20 protein-coding genes are annotated in these 20083 nt (G+C 67.3%); 12 read left to right on the plus strand and 8 right to left on the minus strand.

The genetic code is table 11. From position 1 onward, the window contains the following. Positions 1-55 precede the first annotated feature (55 nt). From GGR16_RS13845 to GGR16_RS13870, 6 genes are all read left to right on the plus strand, one after another. Complete coding sequence (locus tag GGR16_RS13845; protein WP_019401708.1) at positions 56-973, plus strand: ABC transporter permease subunit; 918 nt, start codon at positions 56-58, stop codon at positions 971-973. Between the two features lie 14 nt (positions 974-987). After that, positions 988-2391 carry a high-affinity branched-chain amino acid ABC transporter permease LivM gene (gene livM, locus GGR16_RS13850; protein ID WP_019401707.1) on the plus strand — a complete coding sequence of 468 codons (1404 nt, stop codon included), beginning with the start codon at positions 988-990 and terminating at the stop codon, positions 2389-2391. After that, the gene (locus GGR16_RS13855; protein ID WP_019401706.1) at positions 2391-3233 is read left to right on the plus strand and encodes an ABC transporter ATP-binding protein; all 843 of its coding nucleotides are present in this window, start codon (positions 2391-2393) and stop codon (positions 3231-3233) included. Before livM ends, GGR16_RS13855 begins: the two co-directional genes overlap by 1 nt. Beyond that, positions 3230-4000: an ABC transporter ATP-binding protein gene (locus tag GGR16_RS13860; RefSeq protein ID WP_246373079.1), complete on the plus strand. Its 771-nt coding sequence runs from the start codon at positions 3230-3232 to the stop codon at positions 3998-4000. Before GGR16_RS13855 ends, GGR16_RS13860 begins: the two co-directional genes overlap by 4 nt. A gap of 10 nt (positions 4001-4010) precedes the next feature. Further along, positions 4011-4364 carry a DUF6867 family protein gene (locus GGR16_RS13865; RefSeq protein ID WP_019401704.1) on the plus strand — a complete coding sequence of 118 codons (354 nt, stop codon included), beginning with the start codon at positions 4011-4013 and terminating at the stop codon, positions 4362-4364. Positions 4365-4480: 116 nt separating this feature from the next. After that, complete coding sequence (locus tag GGR16_RS13870; protein WP_019401703.1) at positions 4481-5605, plus strand: branched-chain amino acid ABC transporter substrate-binding protein; 1125 nt, start codon at positions 4481-4483, stop codon at positions 5603-5605. 60 nt (positions 5606-5665) lie between these two features. Here the strand turns inward: GGR16_RS13870 and GGR16_RS13875 are convergent, their stop codons facing one another. Continuing rightward, positions 5666-6136 carry a DUF1203 domain-containing protein gene (locus GGR16_RS13875; RefSeq protein ID WP_183316982.1) on the minus strand — a complete coding sequence of 157 codons (471 nt, stop codon included), beginning with the start codon at positions 6134-6136 and terminating at the stop codon, positions 5666-5668. A 94-nt stretch (positions 6137-6230) separates the two neighbouring features. Further along, a complete protein-coding gene (locus GGR16_RS13880) occupies positions 6231-6959 on the minus strand; it encodes a cytochrome c biogenesis CcdA family protein (RefSeq protein ID WP_019401701.1) in 729 nt (242 codons plus the stop codon). Positions 6960-7065: 106 nt separating this feature from the next. Between GGR16_RS13880 and GGR16_RS13885 the strand changes: the two genes are divergently transcribed. Further along, entirely contained in the window at positions 7066-8082 is a 1017-nt protein-coding gene (locus GGR16_RS13885) for a P1 family peptidase (protein ID WP_183317240.1), read from the plus strand. On the opposite strand, the gene GGR16_RS13890 is transcribed toward GGR16_RS13885, so the two are convergent. Beyond that, a complete protein-coding gene (locus GGR16_RS13890) occupies positions 8055-9302 on the minus strand; it encodes an FAD-dependent oxidoreductase (RefSeq protein ID WP_183316983.1) in 1248 nt (415 codons plus the stop codon). The genes GGR16_RS13885 and GGR16_RS13890 overlap by 28 nt on opposite strands. Positions 9303-9503: 201 nt before the next feature. Between GGR16_RS13890 and GGR16_RS26425 the strand changes: the two genes are divergently transcribed. Beyond that, positions 9504-10475: a sodium:proton symporter gene (locus GGR16_RS26425; protein ID WP_156332652.1), complete on the plus strand. Its 972-nt coding sequence runs from the start codon at positions 9504-9506 to the stop codon at positions 10473-10475. A gap of 5 nt (positions 10476-10480) precedes the next feature. On the opposite strand, the gene GGR16_RS13900 is transcribed toward GGR16_RS26425, so the two are convergent. Further along, positions 10481-11737, minus strand: a complete 1257-nt coding sequence (locus GGR16_RS13900) for a glycosyltransferase (protein WP_019401697.1) — start codon at positions 11735-11737, stop codon at positions 10481-10483. Positions 11738-11986: 249 nt separating this feature from the next. Here GGR16_RS13900 and rpe point away from each other — a divergent pair, with 249 nt between their 5' ends. The 3 genes from rpe to GGR16_RS13915 all read left to right on the plus strand — a co-directional run bounded on the left by rpe (position 11987) and on the right by GGR16_RS13915 (position 14667). Further along, positions 11987-12670, plus strand: a complete 684-nt coding sequence (gene rpe / locus GGR16_RS13905) for a ribulose-phosphate 3-epimerase (protein WP_055457342.1) — start codon at positions 11987-11989, stop codon at positions 12668-12670. A 28-nt stretch (positions 12671-12698) separates the two neighbouring features. After that, complete coding sequence (gene purB / locus GGR16_RS13910) at positions 12699-14006, plus strand: adenylosuccinate lyase (RefSeq protein ID WP_019401695.1); 1308 nt, start codon at positions 12699-12701, stop codon at positions 14004-14006. 109 nt (positions 14007-14115) lie between these two features. Next, entirely contained in the window at positions 14116-14667 is a 552-nt protein-coding gene (locus GGR16_RS13915) for an RBBP9/YdeN family alpha/beta hydrolase (RefSeq protein ID WP_019401694.1), read from the plus strand. 36 nt (positions 14668-14703) lie between these two features. Here the strand turns inward: GGR16_RS13915 and GGR16_RS13920 are convergent, their stop codons facing one another. From GGR16_RS13920 to GGR16_RS13935, 4 genes are all read right to left on the minus strand, one after another. Further along, positions 14704-15486, minus strand: a complete 783-nt coding sequence (locus tag GGR16_RS13920; protein ID WP_183316984.1) for a response regulator — start codon at positions 15484-15486, stop codon at positions 14704-14706. A 132-nt stretch (positions 15487-15618) separates the two neighbouring features. Further along, a complete protein-coding gene (gene rpsD / locus GGR16_RS13925) occupies positions 15619-16236 on the minus strand; it encodes a 30S ribosomal protein S4 (protein ID WP_026015051.1) in 618 nt (205 codons plus the stop codon). Positions 16237-16427: 191 nt separating this feature from the next. Further along, positions 16428-17297 carry a glutamate racemase gene (murI, locus tag GGR16_RS13930; protein WP_183316985.1) on the minus strand — a complete coding sequence of 290 codons (870 nt, stop codon included), beginning with the start codon at positions 17295-17297 and terminating at the stop codon, positions 16428-16430. Between the two features lie 270 nt (positions 17298-17567). After that, a complete protein-coding gene (locus GGR16_RS13935; RefSeq protein ID WP_183316986.1) occupies positions 17568-18356 on the minus strand; it encodes an RNA methyltransferase in 789 nt (262 codons plus the stop codon). 200 nt (positions 18357-18556) lie between these two features. Between GGR16_RS13935 and GGR16_RS13940 the strand changes: the two genes are divergently transcribed. Next, positions 18557-19771 (plus strand): NADP-dependent isocitrate dehydrogenase, encoded by a 1215-nt coding sequence (locus tag GGR16_RS13940; protein WP_183316987.1) that lies wholly within the window; start codon positions 18557-18559, stop codon positions 19769-19771. Positions 19772-20083: the final 312 nt, after the last annotated feature.

A 20083-nucleotide genomic window follows, 5' to 3' on the forward strand; every position in this document is an offset into this window, starting at 1 on the left:
CACGCTGCGGACGACAAAAACAATAAGGGCCCGCCCATCAGGGGAACGGTAGATTATGGAAGTTTTCGTACAGCAGCTCATCAACGGGCTGACGCTGGGGTCGATCTATGGCCTCATTGCCATCGGCTACACGATGGTTTTCGGCATCATCGGCATGATCAATTTCGCCCACGGCGACGTCTTCATGCTCAGCGCGTTCATCGCGCTCATGCTCTTCCTCTTCGTTACGGCCTGGCTCGGCATCGGCTCGATCATGATTGCGCTGATCATCGTCATGATCGGTGCCATGCTGCTGACGTCCCTGTGGGGCTGGACGCTGGAGCGCATGGCCTACAGGCCGCTGCGCGGCTCCTTCCGCCTCGCGCCGCTGATCTCGGCCATCGGCGTGTCGATCTTCCTGTCCAACTTCGTCCAGGTCTCGCAGGGCGCGCGCAACAAGCCGATCCCGCCCATGGTGCGTGACGTGATCGTGCTCTTCGAGCGTGACGGCTATGCCGTGGCGCTGTCCTACAAGCAGATCATCATCATGGTCACGACCGCGATCCTCCTCGCCGTCTTCTGGTACGTGGTGCAGAAGACGTCGCTCGGGCGCGCCCAGCGCGCCTGCGAGCAGGACCGGCGCATGGCCGCCCTCATCGGCATCAACGTCGACCGGACGATCTCGCTCACTTTCGTGATGGGCGCCGCGCTCGCGGCCGTCGCCGGCACCATGTACCTCCTCTATTATGGCGTCGTGAGCTTCGCCGACGGCTTCGTGCCGGGGGTGAAGGCCTTCACCGCGGCCGTCCTCGGCGGCATCGGCTCGCTGCCGGGCGCCGTGCTCGGCGGCCTCATCATCGGCCTGGTGGAGACCCTGTGGTCGGCCTATTTCTCCATCGAATACAAGGATGTCGCGGCCTTCTCGCTGCTCGCCATCGTCCTCGTCTTCATGCCGTCCGGCATTCTCGGACGGCCTGAGGTCGAGAAGGTCTGAGGGAGGCGCGGACCATGGCCCTGAACACACCGCACGCCCCCGCCATCGCCACCGCCGAAGCCACCTCCTCCGCAACGGGCGCGCAGATTGCCGCCGCGCTGCGCGAGGCCGGCATCGCCGCGCTGCTGACGCTCGGGCTGTCCATCCCGATCCTCGCCTTCAAGACCGAGCAGAACCAGGCGAACGCGCTTTACCTGCAGCCCCGCTGGGGCGTCGTGGCGGTCGCCTGCGCGCTGATCTTCGCGCTGCGCTTCGTGCTCTGCCTGCGCGCCGCGCGCCGCGCGGCCGCCCCGCCGCGGCTCAAGGCGCCGGCGAGCCCCGCCCTGCAGAAGCTGTTCGGCATCGCCGTGCCGCTCTTCCTCGGCGTCGCCGTCGCCTATCCGGTGCTCGCCACCCTCGCCTCGGGCGGGCTCGGCGGCGCGCGCTACTGGGTCGACCTCGGCATCCTCATCCTCACCTATGTGATGCTCGGCTGGGGCCTCAACATCGTCGTCGGCCTCGCCGGGCTGCTCGATCTCGGCTACGTCGCCTTCTATGCGGTCGGCGCCTATTCCTATGCGCTGCTGTCGACGACGTTCGGCTGGTCCTTCTGGCTGTGCCTGCCGCTTGCCGGCATCCTCGCCGCCTTCTGGGGCATCATCCTCGGCTTTCCGGTGCTGCGCCTGCGCGGCGACTATCTCGCCATCGTCACCCTCGCCTTCGGCGAGATCATCCGCCTCGTGCTCATCAACTGGGTGGACCTGACCAACGGCGGGGCGGGCATCTCCTCCATCCCGCGCGTCACCTTCTTCGGCGTCCCGTTCGATTCGAGCGAGGGCGGCTTCGCGTCGCTGTTCGGCATCCCCTTCAGCCCCATGCACCGGATGATCTTCCTCTACTACCTCATCCTGATGCTGGCGCTGATCACCAATCTCGTCACCATCCGCCTGCGCCGCCTGCCCGTGGGCCGGGCCTGGGAGGCGCTGCGCGAGGACGAGATCGCCTGCCGCTCGCTCGGCATCAACACCCGCAACACCAAGCTCACGGCCTTCGCCATCGGCGCCATGTTCGGCGGCTTCGCGGGGTCGTTCTTCGCCGTGCGCCAGGGCTTCGTGTCGCCCGAAAGCTTCAACTTCCTCGAATCGGCGATCATCCTGTCGATCGTCGTCCTCGGCGGCATGGGCTCGCAGGTGGGCGTCGCCATCGCGGCCGTGCTCATGGTCGGCGCGCCCGAGCTCCTGCGCAATCTCGACTTCCTCAAGCAGGTCTTCGGCGCGGGCTTCGATCCCAACGAATATCGCCTGCTCATCTTCGGCCTCGCGATGGTGGCGATGATGGTCTGGCGTCCGCGCGGGCTCGTCGGTCACCGCGAGCCGTCGATCGTACTCACCGAGCGCAAGGCCATCTCGGGCTCGCTCGTCAAGGAGGGGCACGGCTGATGCGCTGGCAAGACGATCCCGTACTCGAGGTCGAGCATCTGAAGATGCGCTTCGGCGGCCTCGTCGCCGTCAACGATCTCTCCTTCAGCGTCGGCCGCGGCGACATCACCGCCCTCATCGGCCCCAACGGCGCCGGCAAGACGACGGTGTTCAACTGCATCACCGGCTTCTACCGGCCGAGCGAGGGCATGCTGTCGCTGCGCCATGGCGACGGCTCCACCCTCCTGCTCGAGCGGTTGCCGGGCCATTCCATCTCCTGGAAGGCCAAGGTCGCCCGCACCTTCCAGAACATCCGCCTGTTCACCGGCATGACGGTGCTGGAGAACCTCCTCGTCGCCCGCCACAATCCGCTGATGCTCGCCTCCGGCTTCACCGTCTTCGGCCTCCTCGGCCTGCCCGGCTTCCGGGATGCGGAGCGCCAGGCGGTCGAGCAGGCGAAGTTCTGGCTGGAGAAGATCAACCTCATCGACCGGGCCGACGATCCCGCCGGCGACCTGCCCTACGGCGCCCAGCGCCGCCTGGAGATCGCCCGCGCCATGTGCACGGACCCGATCCTCCTGTGCCTCGACGAGCCGGCCGCCGGCCTCAACCCGCGCGAGAGCCATGAGCTCAACGAATTGCTCCTGTCCATCCGGCAGGATCACGGCACCTCCATCCTGCTCATCGAGCACGACATGTCGGTGGTGATGGGCATCTCCGACCATGTCGTGGTGCTCGACTACGGCACCAAGATCGCGGACGGGACGCCCGAGGAGGTGCGCAACGACCAGAGCGTCATCGCCGCCTATCTCGGCGTCGAGGACGAAGAAGTGGAGCACGTGGAAGCGGAGGTCGGCCTATGAGCGACGCAGCAATGATGCCCGCGCCGGCTCAGGCCGCGGCCGGGCGGGCGCCCCTTCTCTCGGTGCGCGGGGTCAAGACCTATTACGGCAACATCATCGCCCTCAAGGGCGTCGACCTCGACGTGCACGAGGGCGAGATCGTGACGATGATCGGCGCCAACGGTGCCGGCAAGTCCACGCTGATGATGACGATCTTCGGCAACCCGCGCTGCCGCGAAGGCTCGATCACCTACGGCGGGCGGGACATCACCCAGATGCCGACGCACGAGATCGCCCATCTCGGCATCGCGCAATCCCCCGAAGGCCGGCGCATCTTCCCGCGCATGACGGTGTTCGAGAACCTGCAGATGGGTGCGTCCATCAAGGATTTCGCCCATTTCGAGGAGGATCTCGAGCGGGTCTGCACCATGTTCCCGCGCCTCAAGGAGCGGCTCAACCAGCGCGGCGGCACCCTCTCCGGCGGCGAGCAGCAGATGCTGGCCATCGCCCGCGCGCTGATGAGCCGGCCGCGGCTCCTGCTGCTCGACGAGCCCTCGCTCGGCCTTGCCCCGCTCGTCGTCAAGCAGATCTTCAACGTCATCCGCGAGCTCAACGAGCGCGACGGCATGACCGTCTTCCTCGTCGAGCAGAACGCCTATCACGCGCTCAAGCTCGCCCACCGCGGCTACGTGATGGTGACGGGATCGATCACCCTGCAGGGTACCGGCAAGGAATTGCTCGAGAACCCGCAGGTCCGCGCCGCCTATCTCGAAGGCGGGGCCCACTGAGGAACACACGATGCAGGGCATCCTCTACGAAGAAAGCTCGTTCCTCCTCTTCCTCCTCGTCACCTGCATCATGGGTGGCTGGGCCGCCTGGATGACGGGGCGGGCGGTGGCGCTCATCTGGGCGCCGGTGTGGCAGGCGGTGTTCTATCTGCTCGTGCTCGCCGGGGGGGTACGCTTCATCCACTTCGCTCTCTTTCACGGCACGCTGCTGTCGCTCCACTATTACATCGTGGACGCGATCGTGCTCCTCGTCATCGGCCTCACCGGCTTCCGCTACACGCGCACGCGGCAGATGACGACGCAGTATCGCTGGCTCTACGAGCGGACGGGTCCCCTGACCTGGCGCGAGAAGGGCAGCGGCTGAGACACCACCGTTTGCGAGTGACTCTCGCCGCAAATGGCGCAAGATTGCGCCCAAGGCGAGAGGCTCGCCGACCGGAGCCCCGGAGCGGGGCCCGACAAAAACCAGGGGAGTACCAGATGAAGAAAGTGCTGTTGACCGGGATTGCGCTCGGTCTTGGCCTCGCCTTCACCAGCGCTGCCAACGCCCAGGTGAAGATCGCGGTCGGCGCCCCCATCACGGGACCGAACGCAAGCTTCGGCACCCAGATGAAGAACGGCGCCGAGCAGGCGGCGGAGGACATCAACGCCGCCGGCGGCATCCTCGGCCAGAAGATCGTGGTCAGCGTGGGCGACGACGTCTCCGACCCCAAGCAGGGCGTATCCGTCGCCAACAAGCTCGCCAGCGACGGCGTGCAGTACGTGGTCGGTCACTTCAACTCGGGCGTGTCGATCCCGGCCTCGGAGGTCTACGAGGAATCCGGCATCCTGCAGCTGACGCCGGCCTCCACCAATCCGCAGTTCACCGAGCGCGGGCTGTGGAACACCATCCGCATCTGCGGCCGCGACGACCAGCAGGGCCAGGTGGCGGGCGACTACCTGTCCAAGAATTTCGCGGACAAGAAGGTCGCCATCATCCACGACAAGACGCCGTACGGCAAAGGCCTCGCCGACGAGACCATGAAGTCGATGAACGCCAAGGGCCTCAAGGAAGTCCTCTACGAGGGCGTCAACCCGGGCGAGAAGGACTATTCGGCCCTCGTCTCCAAGCTCAAGGCCGCGAATGTCGACGTCGTCTATTTCGGCGGCCTGCACACGGAGGCCGGCCTCATCATCCGCCAGATGCGCGACCAGGGCCTGCAGGCGCCGCTGATGTCGGGTGACGGCATCGTCTCGAGCGAGTTCGTCTCCATCGCCGGCCCCGGCGCCGAGGGCACGCTCATGACCTTCGCGCCCGACCCGCGCAAGAACCCGGCGGCCAAGGAGGTCGTCGAGCGCTTCCTGAAGAAGAACTACGATCCCGAGGCCTACACGCTCTACAGCTATGCGGCGGTCGAGATCGTCAAGCAGGCGGCGGAAGAGGCGAAGTCCCTCGAGCCCAAGAAGGTGGCCGAGGTGATCCACTCCGGCAAGGTCTTCAAGACGGTGCTGGGCGACCTCTCCTTCGACAAGAAGGGTGACATCACCCGTCCGGACTACGTCATGTACGTCTGGAAGAAGGGCTCCGACGGCAAGATCGACTACGCCGGCAACGAGATCAACTGATCTCGCAGCACTGGAAGACAACGGGCCCGCCTCCCCCGAGGCGGGCCTTTCCTTTTGGCCTCAGCTGCGCTCGATGCGGCAGGCGAAGCAGCCGCGGGCCGCAAAATGCGCGTCGACGTGGGCGATATCCGGCCGGGCCAGGAAGTGGTAGATGTGGCTCTCGATCTCGACGCCCGGCACGACCCCGGCATCGACGATCATGCCCGCGGCGTCATAGGCGCGCAGCGAGATCAGCCGCGCCGGCAGGATCGGCGGCACCTCGTCCACGGCATCGTAAGCCTCCTCGGCCGCGCGGCGCACGAAGATGGGCCCCGACGCGCGGTAGGGCGACGTCTCCTCAGTGTGGTGGGCGAAGGCGAGCAGCAGCACCTCCTCGCCCGGCTGCGCATCCTGCAGGCTGACGCGGCACGGGCTGGTGCCGGATGCCGTGACGCGCCGCCGGACGATGCCGCGGCGCGCGAGCGAGGCTTCATCCAGCCGGAACAAATCGTCGAAGAGACGCGGATCGAGGCCGCGGATGCGATAGGCCATGGAAATGCTCCCAGTCGAGGAGCATCCATCTTCGCCCTTGGATCGCGCCCGGCGACCCGTTTTGCCCACCCGTTTCCTGCGGGGCCGCCGTTGCTCAGCCGAGCGCCCCGAGCGCCGGGAAGGTCTCGAGCAGCCAGAAGGACATGTCCGTCAGCGCGCCGGTGAGGAAGGCGATACCCGTCAGCACGAGGAGACCGCCCATCACCTTCTCGACGAGGTGGAACTTCGAGCGCATGCCGCGCAGGAGCGCGACGAACGGCTTCATGGCGAGGGCCGCGAGGAGGAAGGGGATGCCGAGGCCCGCCGAATAGGCGGCGAGCAGGAAGGCGCCGCGCCCGACGCTCTCCTCCGTGCCGGCGACGGCGAGGATGGCGGCGAGGATGGGGCCGATGCACGGCGTCCAGCCGAAGGCGAAGGCGAGACCCATGACATAGGCGCCGCCGATGCCGGCCGGCTTGGCGACGTCGAGCCGCGCCTCCCGGTAGAGGAAGGACAGGCGGAAGACGCCGAGGAAATGCAGCCCCATGACGATGATGGCGATGCCGGCTACGGTGCCGAGCACGTCGACATAGCGGCGCAGCAGTTGGCCGAAGACCGAGGCCGTCGCGCCCAGCATGACGAAGACCGTCGCGAAGCCGAGCACGAAGAAGAAGGCGGCGAACAGCGCCTTGCGGCTGACGCGCGGCTCGCGCCGCTCCGTCAGCTGGTCCAGCGTCGTGCCGGCGAGATAGCACAGGTAGGGCGGCACCAGCGGCAGCACGCAGGGGCTGAGGAAGCTGACGAGCCCGGCAAGAACCGCGGCGGAGGTGGAGACGTCGGTCATGGGGCTGCTCTTAGCCGCAGCGCCGGCCCGGCGAAAGGCGGTGAAATGCCGCCTCGCCCCCTTGTGAAGCGCCGCCCTTCACGGCAACCATCGCACCATGACCACAATGCTCAACCTCATCACCGACGTTTCGGGCATCCGCATCGGCAATGCCCACGATGCAACCGCCGCAACCGGCCTCACGGTCGCCGTCTTCGACAGGCCGGCAACGGCGAGCCTCGCCGTCATGGGCGGTGCGCCGGGCACGCGCGAGAGCGCGCTGCTCGAACCGGAGACGACGGTGGCGGCGGTGGACGCCATCGTCCTGTCCGGCGGCTCGGCCTACGGGCTCGATGCGGCCGGCGGCGTCATGCAGGCGCTTGCGGCACAGGGCCGCGGCTTCGCCATCCGCGACGTGCGCGTGCCCATCGTGCCGCAGGCGATTCTCTTCGATCTCCTCAATGGCGGCGACAAGCCCTGGGCGCGCGGCGAGGGCGAACCGCCCCACCGCGCCCTCGCCATGGCGGCCGTCGCGGCGGCCGGAAAGGATTTTCCGCTCGGCTCGGTCGGCGCCGGCTATGGCGCGACGACGGTCAACCTGAAAGGCGGGCTCGGCTCGGCGAGCGCCGTCACCCGCACCGGCCACACCGTCGGCGCCCTCGTCGCCGTCAATGCCGTCGGCTCGGCGACTGTCGGTGATGGGCCGCATTTCTGGGCCGCGCCCTACGAGGAAGGCGGCGAATTCGGCAACTGCGGCCTGCCGGTGGACTTCGACCGTCAGGCCCTCCTGCCGCGCTACAAGGGCGGCCCCGGCCAGAACACGACGATCGCCCTCGTCGCCACCGACGCCGTCCTCGATAAGGCCATGGCCAAGCGCCTCGCCATGGTCGCCCACGACGGCATGGGCCGCGCCCTGCGCCCGGCCCATGCGCCGCTCGACGGGGATCTCGTCTTCGCTGCGGCGACCGGCCTCAAGCCGCTGCCGGAAGACGACATCTACGCCTTCGCCGATCTCGGCGCCGTCGCGGCCGATTGCCTTGCCCGCGCCATCGCCCGCGGCGTCTACGAGGCGACGGCGCTCCCCCTGCCCGGCGCCCTGCCGGCCTGGCGCGACCTCTATCGGCCGAAGCGCCCGACGGCATAGGGCGCGGGATCGGTCAGCGGCGCCTCCCCGGTCATCATCTGCGCCAGGAGATGGCCGGTGACGGGGCCGAGCGTGAAGCCGTGGTGATTGTGGCCGAAGGCGAACCACAGCCCCTTGTGGCGCGGCGCCTCGCCGATGACGGGCCGCATGTCCGGCAGGCACGGCCGCGCGCCGATCCACGGCTCCGGATCCACCCGCTCACCGAGGGGGAAGACGCGACGCGCCTCGGGCTCCACCTGGGCGAGCTGCACCGGGCTCGGCGCCGCGTCGCGGTCGGCGAACTCGGCCCCCGTGGTGAGGCGGATGCCGCGCGTCATCGGCACGATGAGGTAGCCGCCCGAGACATCGTAGAGCGGGTGGTTGAGCACCGCATTGCCCGCGGGCCGGTAGTGCATGTGGTAGCCGCGCTTGACCGCGAGCGGGATGCGGTACCCCAGGGGGCGGAAGATCTCGCCCGACCACGGGCCGAGCGCCACGACCACCTCGCGCGCTGTGACAGGCCCCTCTTCCGCCGCCACGGTCCAGCCGCTGCCGGAGGCGACGAGAGAACGGGCGTCGCCGCGCAGGAAGCGCCCGCCGCGCTTTTCGAAGAGCTCGGCATAGGCCCGCGTGACGGCGCCCGGGTCCGGCACGCTGGCGGGATCGAGCCAGTGCAGCCCGCCCGCGAAGTCGCCGGTGAGGTGCGGCTCCTTGGCACGCAGGTCCGCGCCGCTGAGCACCTCGAGCTTGAGGCCGTAGAGCGCGGCGCTCGCCCGGGCCTCCTCCTCCGCCAGCTGGAACTCGGCCTTGTCGCGGAAACCCTTGATCCAGCCGATCCGCCGCAGCATGGGCAGGATGTCGGCCTCGCGCATTAGTGCCTCGTGCTCGGTGACGCAGCGCTCGATCAGCGGCAGCATCGCCCTGGCCGCGACGGCATGGCGCCGGGGCGAGGAGTGCCACCAGTATTGCGCCAGCCAGGGCGCCACCTTGGGCAGGAAGGCGAGATGGTAGTGCGCCTCCGCCGAGCGGTTGAGGCCGTAACGGAAGAGCGAGGCGAGATCGCGCGGAAAGCCGTAGGGCACGACGCTGGCGCGCTCGATGAGCCCGGCGTTGCCGTGGCTCGTCTCCTCCCCCGCACCGCGCCTGTCGAGAAGCACGACAGACCGCCCGCGCGCCTGCAGATGCAACGCCGCCGACACCCCGATGATACCCGCTCCGAGCACGACGACGTCCGTTTGCATGCATTTGACCTTCTTGCTGATGCCGAACCCGGCGGCGCATTCTGGGATGGCGGCCCGTCGCGGACAACGCCGGCACCCGCATGGCGAAAGCACGACGCCTGCCATCGGCGCAAGGGGGCCGGACGCTTCTTTCTCGATGAGGGATGCGGACCCGGACCACATGAAGAACGGCCGGGGAAATACGGAAGGAAGGCCAGGGACGTGTTGCAGACCATTCTCCTCAAGCCCCTGGCCCTGCTCGGCCGCCAGGGCACCAAGGCCCTCGCCGCTTCCATCTTCATCGGCCTGGCGCTGCCGCAGTTCGCGAGTCTCGCCCGGCCGCTGATCGGCACCTGCGTCTTCTTCTTCCTCGTCTTCACCTTCCTGCGCGCCGATTTCGGCGCCATACGCGCCCTCCTGCGGCAGCCGGGGCGTATCCTGCTTGCCTGGTTCTGGATCGTCGCCTCCCTGCCGATCGCCCTCGGCGGCATCGTCCTCGCCCTCGGACACGATCTCGTCGGCCCGGAGCTCGCCCTTGGCCTTGCCCTGATGGCGGCCGCCCCGCCGATCCTCTCGGCACCCGCCGTGGCGACGCTGCTCGGCTTCGATGCCTCCTTCCTCGTCACCGTGCTCGTCGCCAGCATGGTGACGACGCCGCTGACCGCGCCGCTCGTGGCCGAGGTGATCGCCGGGGCCGCCGTGCCGATCGAAACCTCGGTCCTCGCCCTGCGCCTCGCCCTCCTCCTCGGCGGGGCGGCGGTGCTCGCCCTGGTGCTGCGCCGGCTCGTCGGCCTGGCGCGGATCGCGCGCCGGCGCGCCGCCCTCGACGGCCTCAACGTGGTCTTCTTCTTCATCTTCGCGGTCGGGGCGATGGACGGGGTAGCGGAGGCGATGATCGCCAACCCGCTCGCCGTCGCCACCGATGCGCTGATCGTCTTCGTAGTGGCCTTCGCCGGCATCGCCGCCAGCCTCTTCGTGCTGGCCGCGCGCTTCGGCGCCCGCGAGGCCTTCGTCATCGGCTATGCCACCGGCCACCGCAACATGGGGCTCCTCGTCGCCGCCATGGCCGGCGCGGTGCCGGACGGCACCTGGCTCTATTTCGCCATGGCCCAGTTTCCCATCTACCTCATGCCGCTCGTGCTGGAGCCGCTCGCCCGCCGCATGCTGCGCACGCCCCTGCCCGCCCGGCGCTGAAGCGCTCAGATGACGGCCGCCTCCGGCATCCGCACGCTCTCCCTGACCGGGCCATGGCCGGCCGGTCCCGGCCGTCCTCCGGCAGCGACGGTCTCGATCAACCGGACATAGCGCGCGCACAGCTCACGCTCGTCATAGCGCTGCAGCATCAGCGCGCGCGCCCTGCGACGGATATCTTCGTAACGCTGCGGCGCCGCGAGGACCTCCAGCAGGCGCTGCGCCAGGCGCGGCGGCTCGAAGAAGGGCACGAGCACCCCGGTCCGGCCGTCGTCGACGACCTCCCGCACCGGCTCCGTATCCGAGCCGACGATGAGCGCGCCCGTCGCCATCGCCTCCATCATCGACCAGGAGAGCACGAAGGGCGCGGTGAGATAGACATGCGCCGCCGATACGCGCAGCACCTGCCGCAGCACGGAGAGCGGCTGACGGCCGAGGAAGTGGAGGCGCCCGAGGTCGGGCCTGAAGGTCTCCAGCGCCCATTGCTTGTAGGAGGCCTTGTCCTTCGGACCGTAGGCGATGCGGTCCTCGCCGATGACGACCGCATGGACGCCGGCGTGCATCCTCTGGAGCAGCGACACCGCCTCGATGAACTGGGGAAAGCCGCGATAGGGCTCCATGCCGCGCGCGATATAGGTGACGAGCGGATCGCCGCGCCGGAAGACGTGGCTGCCGATGGTGAGGGTCTCGCGCGGGTCGGGCGCGAAATAGTCGGTGTCGACCCCGTCGTGGAGAACCGACATCCGCCCATGGAAGACGCCGGGAAACTGGGACTTCTGGTACTGCGTCGGCGACTGGCCCCAGTCCATCGCCGCAAGATCCTGCAGGATGACGGTGTTCTTCATCCGGATGCGCAGCTCGACATTCGGATCCTTGGCCCTTTCATCGAAGAAGGAGGCATCGGAGCCGTAGGCGCGGTAGTACCACTCGAGATACGGCATGTAGCGCGCATCGGGCCACAGGTCCTTCAGGAAGAGCCCGTCGCCGAAGCCGCTGTGGGCCAGCATCACGTCCGGCCGCCAGCCCTTCGCCCGCGCGGGCGCGAGCGCCTTGTAGACCGCCTGACCGCGGATGACGGCCTCTTCGGTGTAGCGCAGGGCGGGATGCACCTGCTCGCTGACGCTCCGATGCGGCTCGTAGTCGATGCGCCGCACGGGCGACGGCTGGCGGTTGCCGGCCCGCGACACGGCGAGGATGTCGATGCCCTTCCGGCCATTGAGATGCTTGATGATGCGCGCGTATTGCCCCGGGAAATTATTGTGCAAAAATAATAATCTCATCCAGAAAACATCCGATCTGCTTATCGAACGACCCAGTTCGGCGACAATGAACGTTCAATATTTCAGATCATGGCGCCTGCCGCCCACCGGCAGCCGGTTGCACGGCGTGCATACAGTCGGGCAGCCCGGGCGCGGCTTCCCCGTGCGCCCACCCGTTGCCCCGCCCCGCCCTCCGTGCTAGGCGGCACGCGCGGGGCCCTTCGCCCCTGCAGCATGTTCAAGCGGACGGTTCCCATGCAGCGCGCCCTCGCCATCGCCCCCTCCATCCTCGCGGCCGATTTCGCCCGTTTCGGCGAGGAGGTGCGCGCCATCGACGCCGGCGGGGCCGACTGGGTGCATGTGGACGTGATGGACGGGCATTTCGTGCCCAACATCTCCTTCGGTCCCCAGGTGGTGCGCGCCATCCGCCCGCACACGAAGAAGGTGCTCGACGTGCACCTGATGATCGCGCCGGCCGACCCCTATCTCGCCGAATTCGCGGCCGCGGGCGCCGACATCATCACCGTCCACGCCGAGGCGGGGCCGCATCTGCACCGGTCGCTGCAGGCCATCCGCGCGCTCGGCAAGAAAGCCGGCGTGTCGCTCAATCCCGGCACACCCGAGAGCGCCATCGACTATGTGCTCGACCTCGTCGACCTCGTGCTCGTCATGAGCGTCAACCCCGGCTTCGGCGGGCAGGCCTTCATCCCCTCGGCGCTGGACAAGGTGGCGCGGATCAAGGCGATGATCGGCGACCGGCCCATCGACCTCGAAGTCGATGGCGGCGTCACCGCCGACAACGCCGGCGCGCTGGCAAAGGCCGGGGCGAACGCCCTCGTGGCCGGCTCGGCCGTCTTCAAGGGCGGCGAGAGCGCCTATGCCGGCAACATCGCCGCCATCCGCAGCGCCGCCGAGCGGGCGCGCGGCGAACTCGTCTGATTTTCAACCGTTCAGCCAGGAGGCGAGGATGATCCCGCGCTACAGCCGCCCCGAGATGACCGCCATCTGGTCGCCTGAGGCGAAATTCCGCATCTGGTTCGAGATCGAGGCCCACGCGACGAGTGCCCTCGCCGAGCTCGGCGTCGTCCCGAAGGAGGCCGCCGCGATCGTCTGGGACAAGGGCTCCAAGGCCGTCTTCGACGTGGCGCGCATCGACGAGATCGAGCGCGAGGTGAAGCACGACGTCATCGCCTTCCTGACGCATCTTGCCGAGATCGTCGGCCCCGAGGCGCGCTTCGTGCACCAGGGCATGACCTCGTCCGACGTGCTCGACACCTGCTTCAACGTGCAGCTGGTGCGCGCGACCGACCTCCTCCTCGCCGACATGGATGCGCTCCTCGCCGCCATCCGGCGCCGCGCCTTCGAGCACAAGATGACGCCGACCATCGGCCGCTCGCACGGCATCCATGCCGAGCCGGTGACCTTCGGCCTCAAGCTCGCCCAGGCCTATGCCGAATTCGACCGCTGCCGCGAGCGTCTCGTCAATGCGCGCAGGGAGATCGCGACCTGCGCCATCTCCGGCGCCGTCGGCACCTTCGCCAACATCGACCCGCGCGTGGAAGAATACGTCGCCGAAAAGCTCGGCCTCGCCGTCGAGCCCGTGTCGACCCAGGTCATCCCGCGTGACCGGCACGCCATGTATTTCGCCACCCTCGGCGTCGTCGCCTCTTCCATCGAGCGCCTGGCGACCGAGGTCCGCCATCTGCAGCGCAGCGAGGTCTACGAGGCGGAGGAATTCTTCTCCGAGGGGCAGAAGGGCTCCTCGGCCATGCCGCACAAGCGCAACCCGGTGCTCACCGAGAACCTCACCGGCCTCGCCCGCATGGTGCGCGCCTATGCCATGCCCGCCATGGAAAACGTGGCGCTGTGGCACGAGCGCGACATCTCCCACTCCTCCGTCGAGCGCATGATCGGCCCCGACGCCACGGTGACGCTGGACTTCGCCCTCGCGCGCCTCACCGGCGTCGTCGACAAGCTGCTCATCTATCCCGAGAACATGCAGAAGAACCTCGACCGGCTCGGCGGCCTCGTCCATTCCCAGCGCGTGCTGCTGGCGCTTACCCAGAAGGGTGTCAGCCGCGAGGACGCCTACCGCCTCGTGCAGCGCAACGCCATGCCCGTCTGGCGCGGCGAGGGCGACTTCCTCTCCCTGCTCAAGGCCGACCCTGAGGTGAACAAGCACCTCTCCGACGCCGAGCTCGAGGAAAAGTTCGACCTCGGCTACCATCTCAAGCACGTCGACACCATCTTCCGCCGGGTGTTCGGAGAGGCGTGACCTCTCCACGCCGGCCATGGCCGGCCTTGCCTAAGGCTCCAAGGCGTGGATGCCCGCGACAGGCGCGGGGCATGGCGCCGGGCGAATATGGGACAGTAACGGGACCGCCATGCGCACGTCCGACTGCGACATCCTCATCGTGCCCGGCTGGTCCGGCTCCGGGCCGGACCACTGGCAGACCCGCTGGGAGGAGAAGCTCTCCACGGCCCGCCGGGTGGTGCAGGACGACTGGTACCGCATCGACCGGCCGGAGTGGGAAGCCCGCCTCGTCGCGGAGGTTGATGCCGCGCAGCGCCCGGTCGTCCTCGTCGCGCACAGTGCCGGCGTGCCGCTGATCGCCCATGCGGCACCGAACCTGCCGGGGGGAAAGGTGCGCGCGGCCTTCCTCGTGGCGACGCCGAGCGAGCGCGCCATCCGCGCCATTCCTGGCACGGACGCCGCCTTCACGCCCTTCCCGCGCGAGCCCCTGCCCTTCCCATCCGTGCTCGTCGCCAGCCGCACGGATCAATATTGCCCCTATGACGAAGCGGCCGATCTCGCCCTCGCCTGGGGCTCGGCGCTGGTCGACGCCGGCGATGCCGGCCACCTCAATTCGGCCAGCGGCCACGGGCCCTGGCCGGAGGGGCTGATGCGCTTTGCGGGGATGCTGAAGCGGCTCTGAGCCGCGTAGAAGCTTGATAGTCCTCTGGGGAACAGCTCATCGACGGGTGCTTATAACTGCTCTTGTAACCATCTGGAACAGCTCTTGAGCGTCGTTAGTGCACCCCTGCCCGCCATGATTCAAAGTTTCCTGTATATGCTCAGGCGCCCTTGAAGAGGCATAGAAAAAAAGCGGAATCTTATTTCCATTACTGCGCAATTCGTCCAAAAGCTTATATCCCTCTCTAGGCCCTTCTCGACGACCCATATCTGAGATCACAGCCGCGAATCGCTGTATCTTCAACTTAGAAAGAGCTTCGCTTGTGGATTCCACGAGCGTAAACCTGATGCCATAGGCTTCAAATGCCTGTCGCTCAAATACATTGTTCTCTTGACGATCATCTACCCAAAGAACGTGATTGCGCCAAGTATCCTCTCCAAGATCCTCGGAAGGCGCAGACGAATGAACAATATCCACTATTCCTTCAACTTCTTTTCGAGAAAACGGAATATCCTTCTTAGAAGCGGCGATCGCCAAAGAAGCCACCGCCGATAGCTGCATCTTCACATAATTATCCTCATTCTTGAAATCACTAGGCGCAAACAGCTTTCCGCTATGACCACTAACCAACCAGCCGAACACCCCCAAAACAATAACCGGAAATAAAACTAAAAAATATACTAAAATTATTCTTTCTCTTTCGGAAAAAGACCCCGATAAAACAGTCACAAGACAAGCAAACCCATAAACCAAAACGATGAACAGAGCAATAATCCCCAGTGGATTCCTCGCCAACCCAGTTGCTGCCTGACCGAAGACCCTCACTTGTTGATGGATCATTGTCCAGCATCTCGCACGATCATACAGATGAAGACACAATGGCAGAATAAAGAGAGCTTTGAAAGCATAACCTTTTAAACAAAAAAGGCCGCATCGCTGCGGCCTTTTCGTCTCGATCGGTTCCGGAACCGGTCAGCGCGAGTAGAACTCGACGACCAGGTTCGGCTCCATCTGGACCGCATAGGGCACGTCCGACAGGGTCGGCACGCGCACGTAGGTGGCCTTCATCTTGGCGTGGTCGGCGTCGATGTAGTCCGGCACGTCACGCTCGCCGAGGGCAACCGCCTCGAGCACGATGGCGAGCTGCTTCGAGGCGTCCTTGACCTCGATGACGTCGCCCGGCTTGACGAGGTAGCTCGCGATATTGACGCGGCGGCCGTTCACGCGCACGTGGCCGTGGTTGACGAACTGGCGGGCGGCGAAGACCGTCGGCACGAACTTGGCGCGGTAGACGACGGCGTCCAGGCGACGCTCGAGAAGGCCGATGAGGTTCTCGCCCGAGTCACCACGCAGGCGGATGGCCTCCTGGTAGTAGCGGCGGAACTGCTTCTCGGAAATGTTGCCGTAGTAGCCCTTGAGCTTCTGCTTGGCGCGCAGCTGGGTGCCGAAGTCCGACAGCTTGCCCTTGCGGCGCTGGCCGTGCTGGCCGGGGCCATATTCGCGGCGGTTCACGGGGCTCTTCGGGCGGCCCCAGATGTTCTGGCCCATACGGCGATCGATCTTGTACTTCGCCGAAATTCTCTTTGACATCGCGTGTCCTCTAGAACGGAACAACAGTGAGGAACGCGCCCTCCTCTCCCTTGCGGGCGACAGGGCCGGACATTGCCGGCCCGCGGGTGCGCACGAAATACGAACGCGGGCCTTGCGAGCCCGCGAGCGATGGGGGTCCTTACGCGACAAGGAGGCGGTTTGTCAATCGGCTCAGCATCGCGCAGCGGCGGTCAGGCCATGGCAAAGGCGAGCGCCCCGGTGTCGATGCGCGTGAAGCCGCGCGCGGCGAGCGCCGCCTTCAGCGTGTCACCCGCGCCCGTGCCGGTGAAGACGGCGCGCGCCTCCTCCTCCCCCTCATGGCCGAGAAGCGGCGCGCCGATGAGCTCGACCATGCGCCGCGCGATCGCCGGCGCGGGGTCGAGAAAGGTGACCGGCCACGGCGCCAGCCTTTCGAGGCGCGGCAGCAGCAGCGGATAATGCGTGCAGGCGAGGACGACGGTGTCCGTCCGCCGCCCGTCCGCCGCCTCGCGGAAGCAGGGGGTGATCTCCGCCACGATCTCGGCGTCGCTCGCGGGCGCGCCGGCCAGCTCCGCCTCCGCGATGGCCGCGAGCCGCGTCGAGCCGACGAGTTCTACTGCGCAGTCCCCGGCATAGGCCCGCACCAGGTCCTGCGTATAGTCCCGCGCCACGGTGCCCGGCGTCGCGAGCACGCTCACCATGCGGCTCGCCGACCGCGCCGCCGCCGGCTTGATGGCGGGCACCGTACCGACGAAGGGAATGGAAAAGCGCGCCCTCAGATGCGGCAGCACGAGCGTCGAGGCCGTGTTGCAGGCGATGACCACGATCTCCGGCGCATGGGCGGCGACGAGCGCCTCCATCACGGCAAGGACGCGCGTAACGAGCGCCGCCTCCGACAGCCGGCCATAGGGAAAGGCCGCATCATCCGCGGCATAGACGAAGCGCGCGTCCGGCCGCGCCTTGATGAGTTCGGCATAAACCGTCAGGCCGCCGAGGCCCGAATCGAAGACGAGGATGGTCGGCACGTGCGGCGGCATGACGGCGGGGTGATAGACCGTTCCGGCGAGAAGGTCGATACGCATGGCACTGCGGCTCGCTTGATCCGAACGGCAATGAAGCGGCCGGGCGGGTTAACGAAGGGTTGAGGACGCCCGTTCCGCCGTCATGCCCGCGCTTGTCGCGGGCATCCACGCCTCTGGAAGGCGGTATAAGCTCAAAGCGTGGATGGCTGCAGCAACGCGCATGCGTGCTGCGTTTCTTTGACATGTCGCAAGTCGGGCGAGCCGACTTGCGATGACGAGCCCGGCCATGACACGGAACGGTTGATCTTCACTGCCCGACTATCCGTCGGATCACTCCCCATCCTCCCCCGCCCGTCCCTTGCGCGGCAGGTTGCGTCCGCCGCGCCGGCCCTGCACCAGGGCGACGACGGCGCCGCGCAGGGTGCGCACGTCCTGGTCGGTCATCGTGAGCCGGTGGAAGATGTTGCGCAGGTTGCGCACCATGATCGAGCGCTTCTCCGGCGGCATGAAGAACCCGACCGCATCGAGCTCGCCTTCGAGATAGTCGAAGAACGACAGCACGGCCTCGCGCGTCGCCGGCACCGGCCGCTCGCCGGCGGAAAAGGGCAGGCCCCCGCCGCTCGCCTTGAACCACTCGTAGCCGACGAGCAGCACCGCCTGGGCGAGGTTGAGCGAGGCATGGGCCGGGTTGACCGGAAAGGTGATGATCGCATCGGCGAGCGCGACGGCGTCATTGTCGAGCCCGGTGCGCTCGCGGCCGAAGAGCACGCCGACGCCGGCCCCGGCGGCGGCCTGCGCAACCGTCTCGGCCATGGCCCCGTCGGCGCCGAAGACGCGCTTCTGCTGCCCCCGCTCGCGCGCCGTGGTGGCGAAGACGACATTGAGGTCGGCGACCGCCTCCTCGACGGTGCCGAACACCCGGGCGCCGGACAGCATGTGCAGCGCCCCCGCCGAGGCCGCCTCCGCCTTCTCGTTCGGCCAGCCGTCGCGCGGGTTGACGATGCGCATCTCGGCGAGCCCGAAATTGGCCATCGCCCGCGCGGCCATGCCGATGTTCTCGCCCATCTGCGGCTCGACCAGGATGATGACGGGGCCACGCGCGGCTGCACTCTCGGACATGAACAGGTTCTCCTTGGATCCGGGTTTTAGCCGCCGCGGCGCCTGCCGCAAGGGGGCCGCGGGACGGGAGGGGCGCCACTGATGCGAAAGCCGGCCTTCAAACTGCAGCCGTTGCGATGTATCACGCAGGCGCCGGCGCGTGCATCGCACGGACGCGCGCCGAGGCCCCACTACGCTTCAACCCGTGCGAGGTGAGACACATGGGCAAGATCAAGGTTGCCAATCCGGTCGTCGAGCTCGACGGCGACGAGATGACCCGGATCATCTGGCAGTACATCAAGGACAAGCTGATCCACCCCTATCTCGACATCGACCTGAAATACTACGACCTCGGCGTCGAGCACCGCGACGCGACCAACGACCAGGTGACGATCGAGGCGGCCGAGGCCATCAAGAAGTACGGCGTCGGCGTCAAATGCGCCACGATCACGCCGGACGAGGCGCGCGTGAAGGAATTCGGCCTCAAGGAGATGTGGAAGTCGCCCAACGGCACCATCCGCAACATCCTCGGCGGCGTCATCTTCCGCGAGCCCATCATCTGCAAGAACGTGCCGCGCCTCGTGCCGGGCTGGACCCAGCCGATCATCGTCGGCCGCCATGCCTTCGGCGACCAGTACCGCGCCACCGACTTCAAGGTGCCCGGCAAGGGCCGCCTCACCATCAAGTTCGAGGGCGAGGACGGCTCGGTCATCGAGAAGGAGGTGTTCAAGTTCCCCGGCGCCGGCGTCGCCATGGCGATGTACAACCTCGACGATTCGATCCGCGACTTCGCCCGCGCCTCGCTGAACTACGGCCTCGCCCGCAAGTTCCCGGTGTACCTCTCCACCAAGAACACGATCCTCAAGGCCTATGACGGGCGCTTCAAGGACCTGTTCCAGGAGGTCTACGACAACGAGTTCAAGGCCAAGTTCGACGCCGCCGGCATCCACTACGAGCACCGCCTCATCGACGACATGGTCGCCTCGGCGCTCAAGTGGTCGGGCGGCTATGTCTGGGCCTGCAAGAACTATGACGGCGACGTGCAGTCCGACACCGTGGCCCAAGGCTTCGGCTCGCTCGGCCTGATGACCTCGGTGCTGATGACGCCGGACGGCCAGACCGTCGAGGCCGAGGCCGCCCACGGCACGGTGACGCGCCACTACCGCGAGCACCAGAAGGGCAAGGAGACCTCGACCAACTCGATCGCCTCCATCTTCGCCTGGACGCGCGGCCTCGCCCACCGGGCCAAGCTCGACGACAACGCCGAGCTCAAGCGCTTCGCCGACACGCTCGAGAAGGTCTGCATCGACACGGTCGAAGCCGGCTTCATGACGAAGGATCTCGCCCTCCTCGTCGGCGCCGACCAGAAGTGGCTGTCCACCACCGGCTTCCTCGACAAGATCGACGAGAACCTGAAGAAGGCGATGGCCGCCTGACGGCGCCCGCCTTTGTCGCATGCAACGACGCCCGGGCTCACCGCCCGGGCGTTTTGCTTTGGACTTGCGCCGAAGCTTCGAGAGCGCGCCCAGGCCCTTCTCCGACAGCTGTCCCTTTCCGCCGTCATGCCCGCGCTTGCCGCGGGCATCCACGCCGCGACACCTGCGCCCGGTCGAAAGGCGGGCATGCGGGTCAGACCTGGCTCTGACGGACAGGCAGACTGGGCGTCACGATGGTCCGAGCGGATGGCGACGCTGCAGCCGGCATCGCCGCCATCGAGCATACGATGGGCGGGATCATAATGGCCGGTT

It is taken from the genome of Chelatococcus caeni (assembly GCF_014196925.1).
GTDB classification, from domain to species: domain Bacteria; phylum Pseudomonadota; class Alphaproteobacteria; order Rhizobiales; family Beijerinckiaceae; genus Chelatococcus_A; species Chelatococcus_A caeni.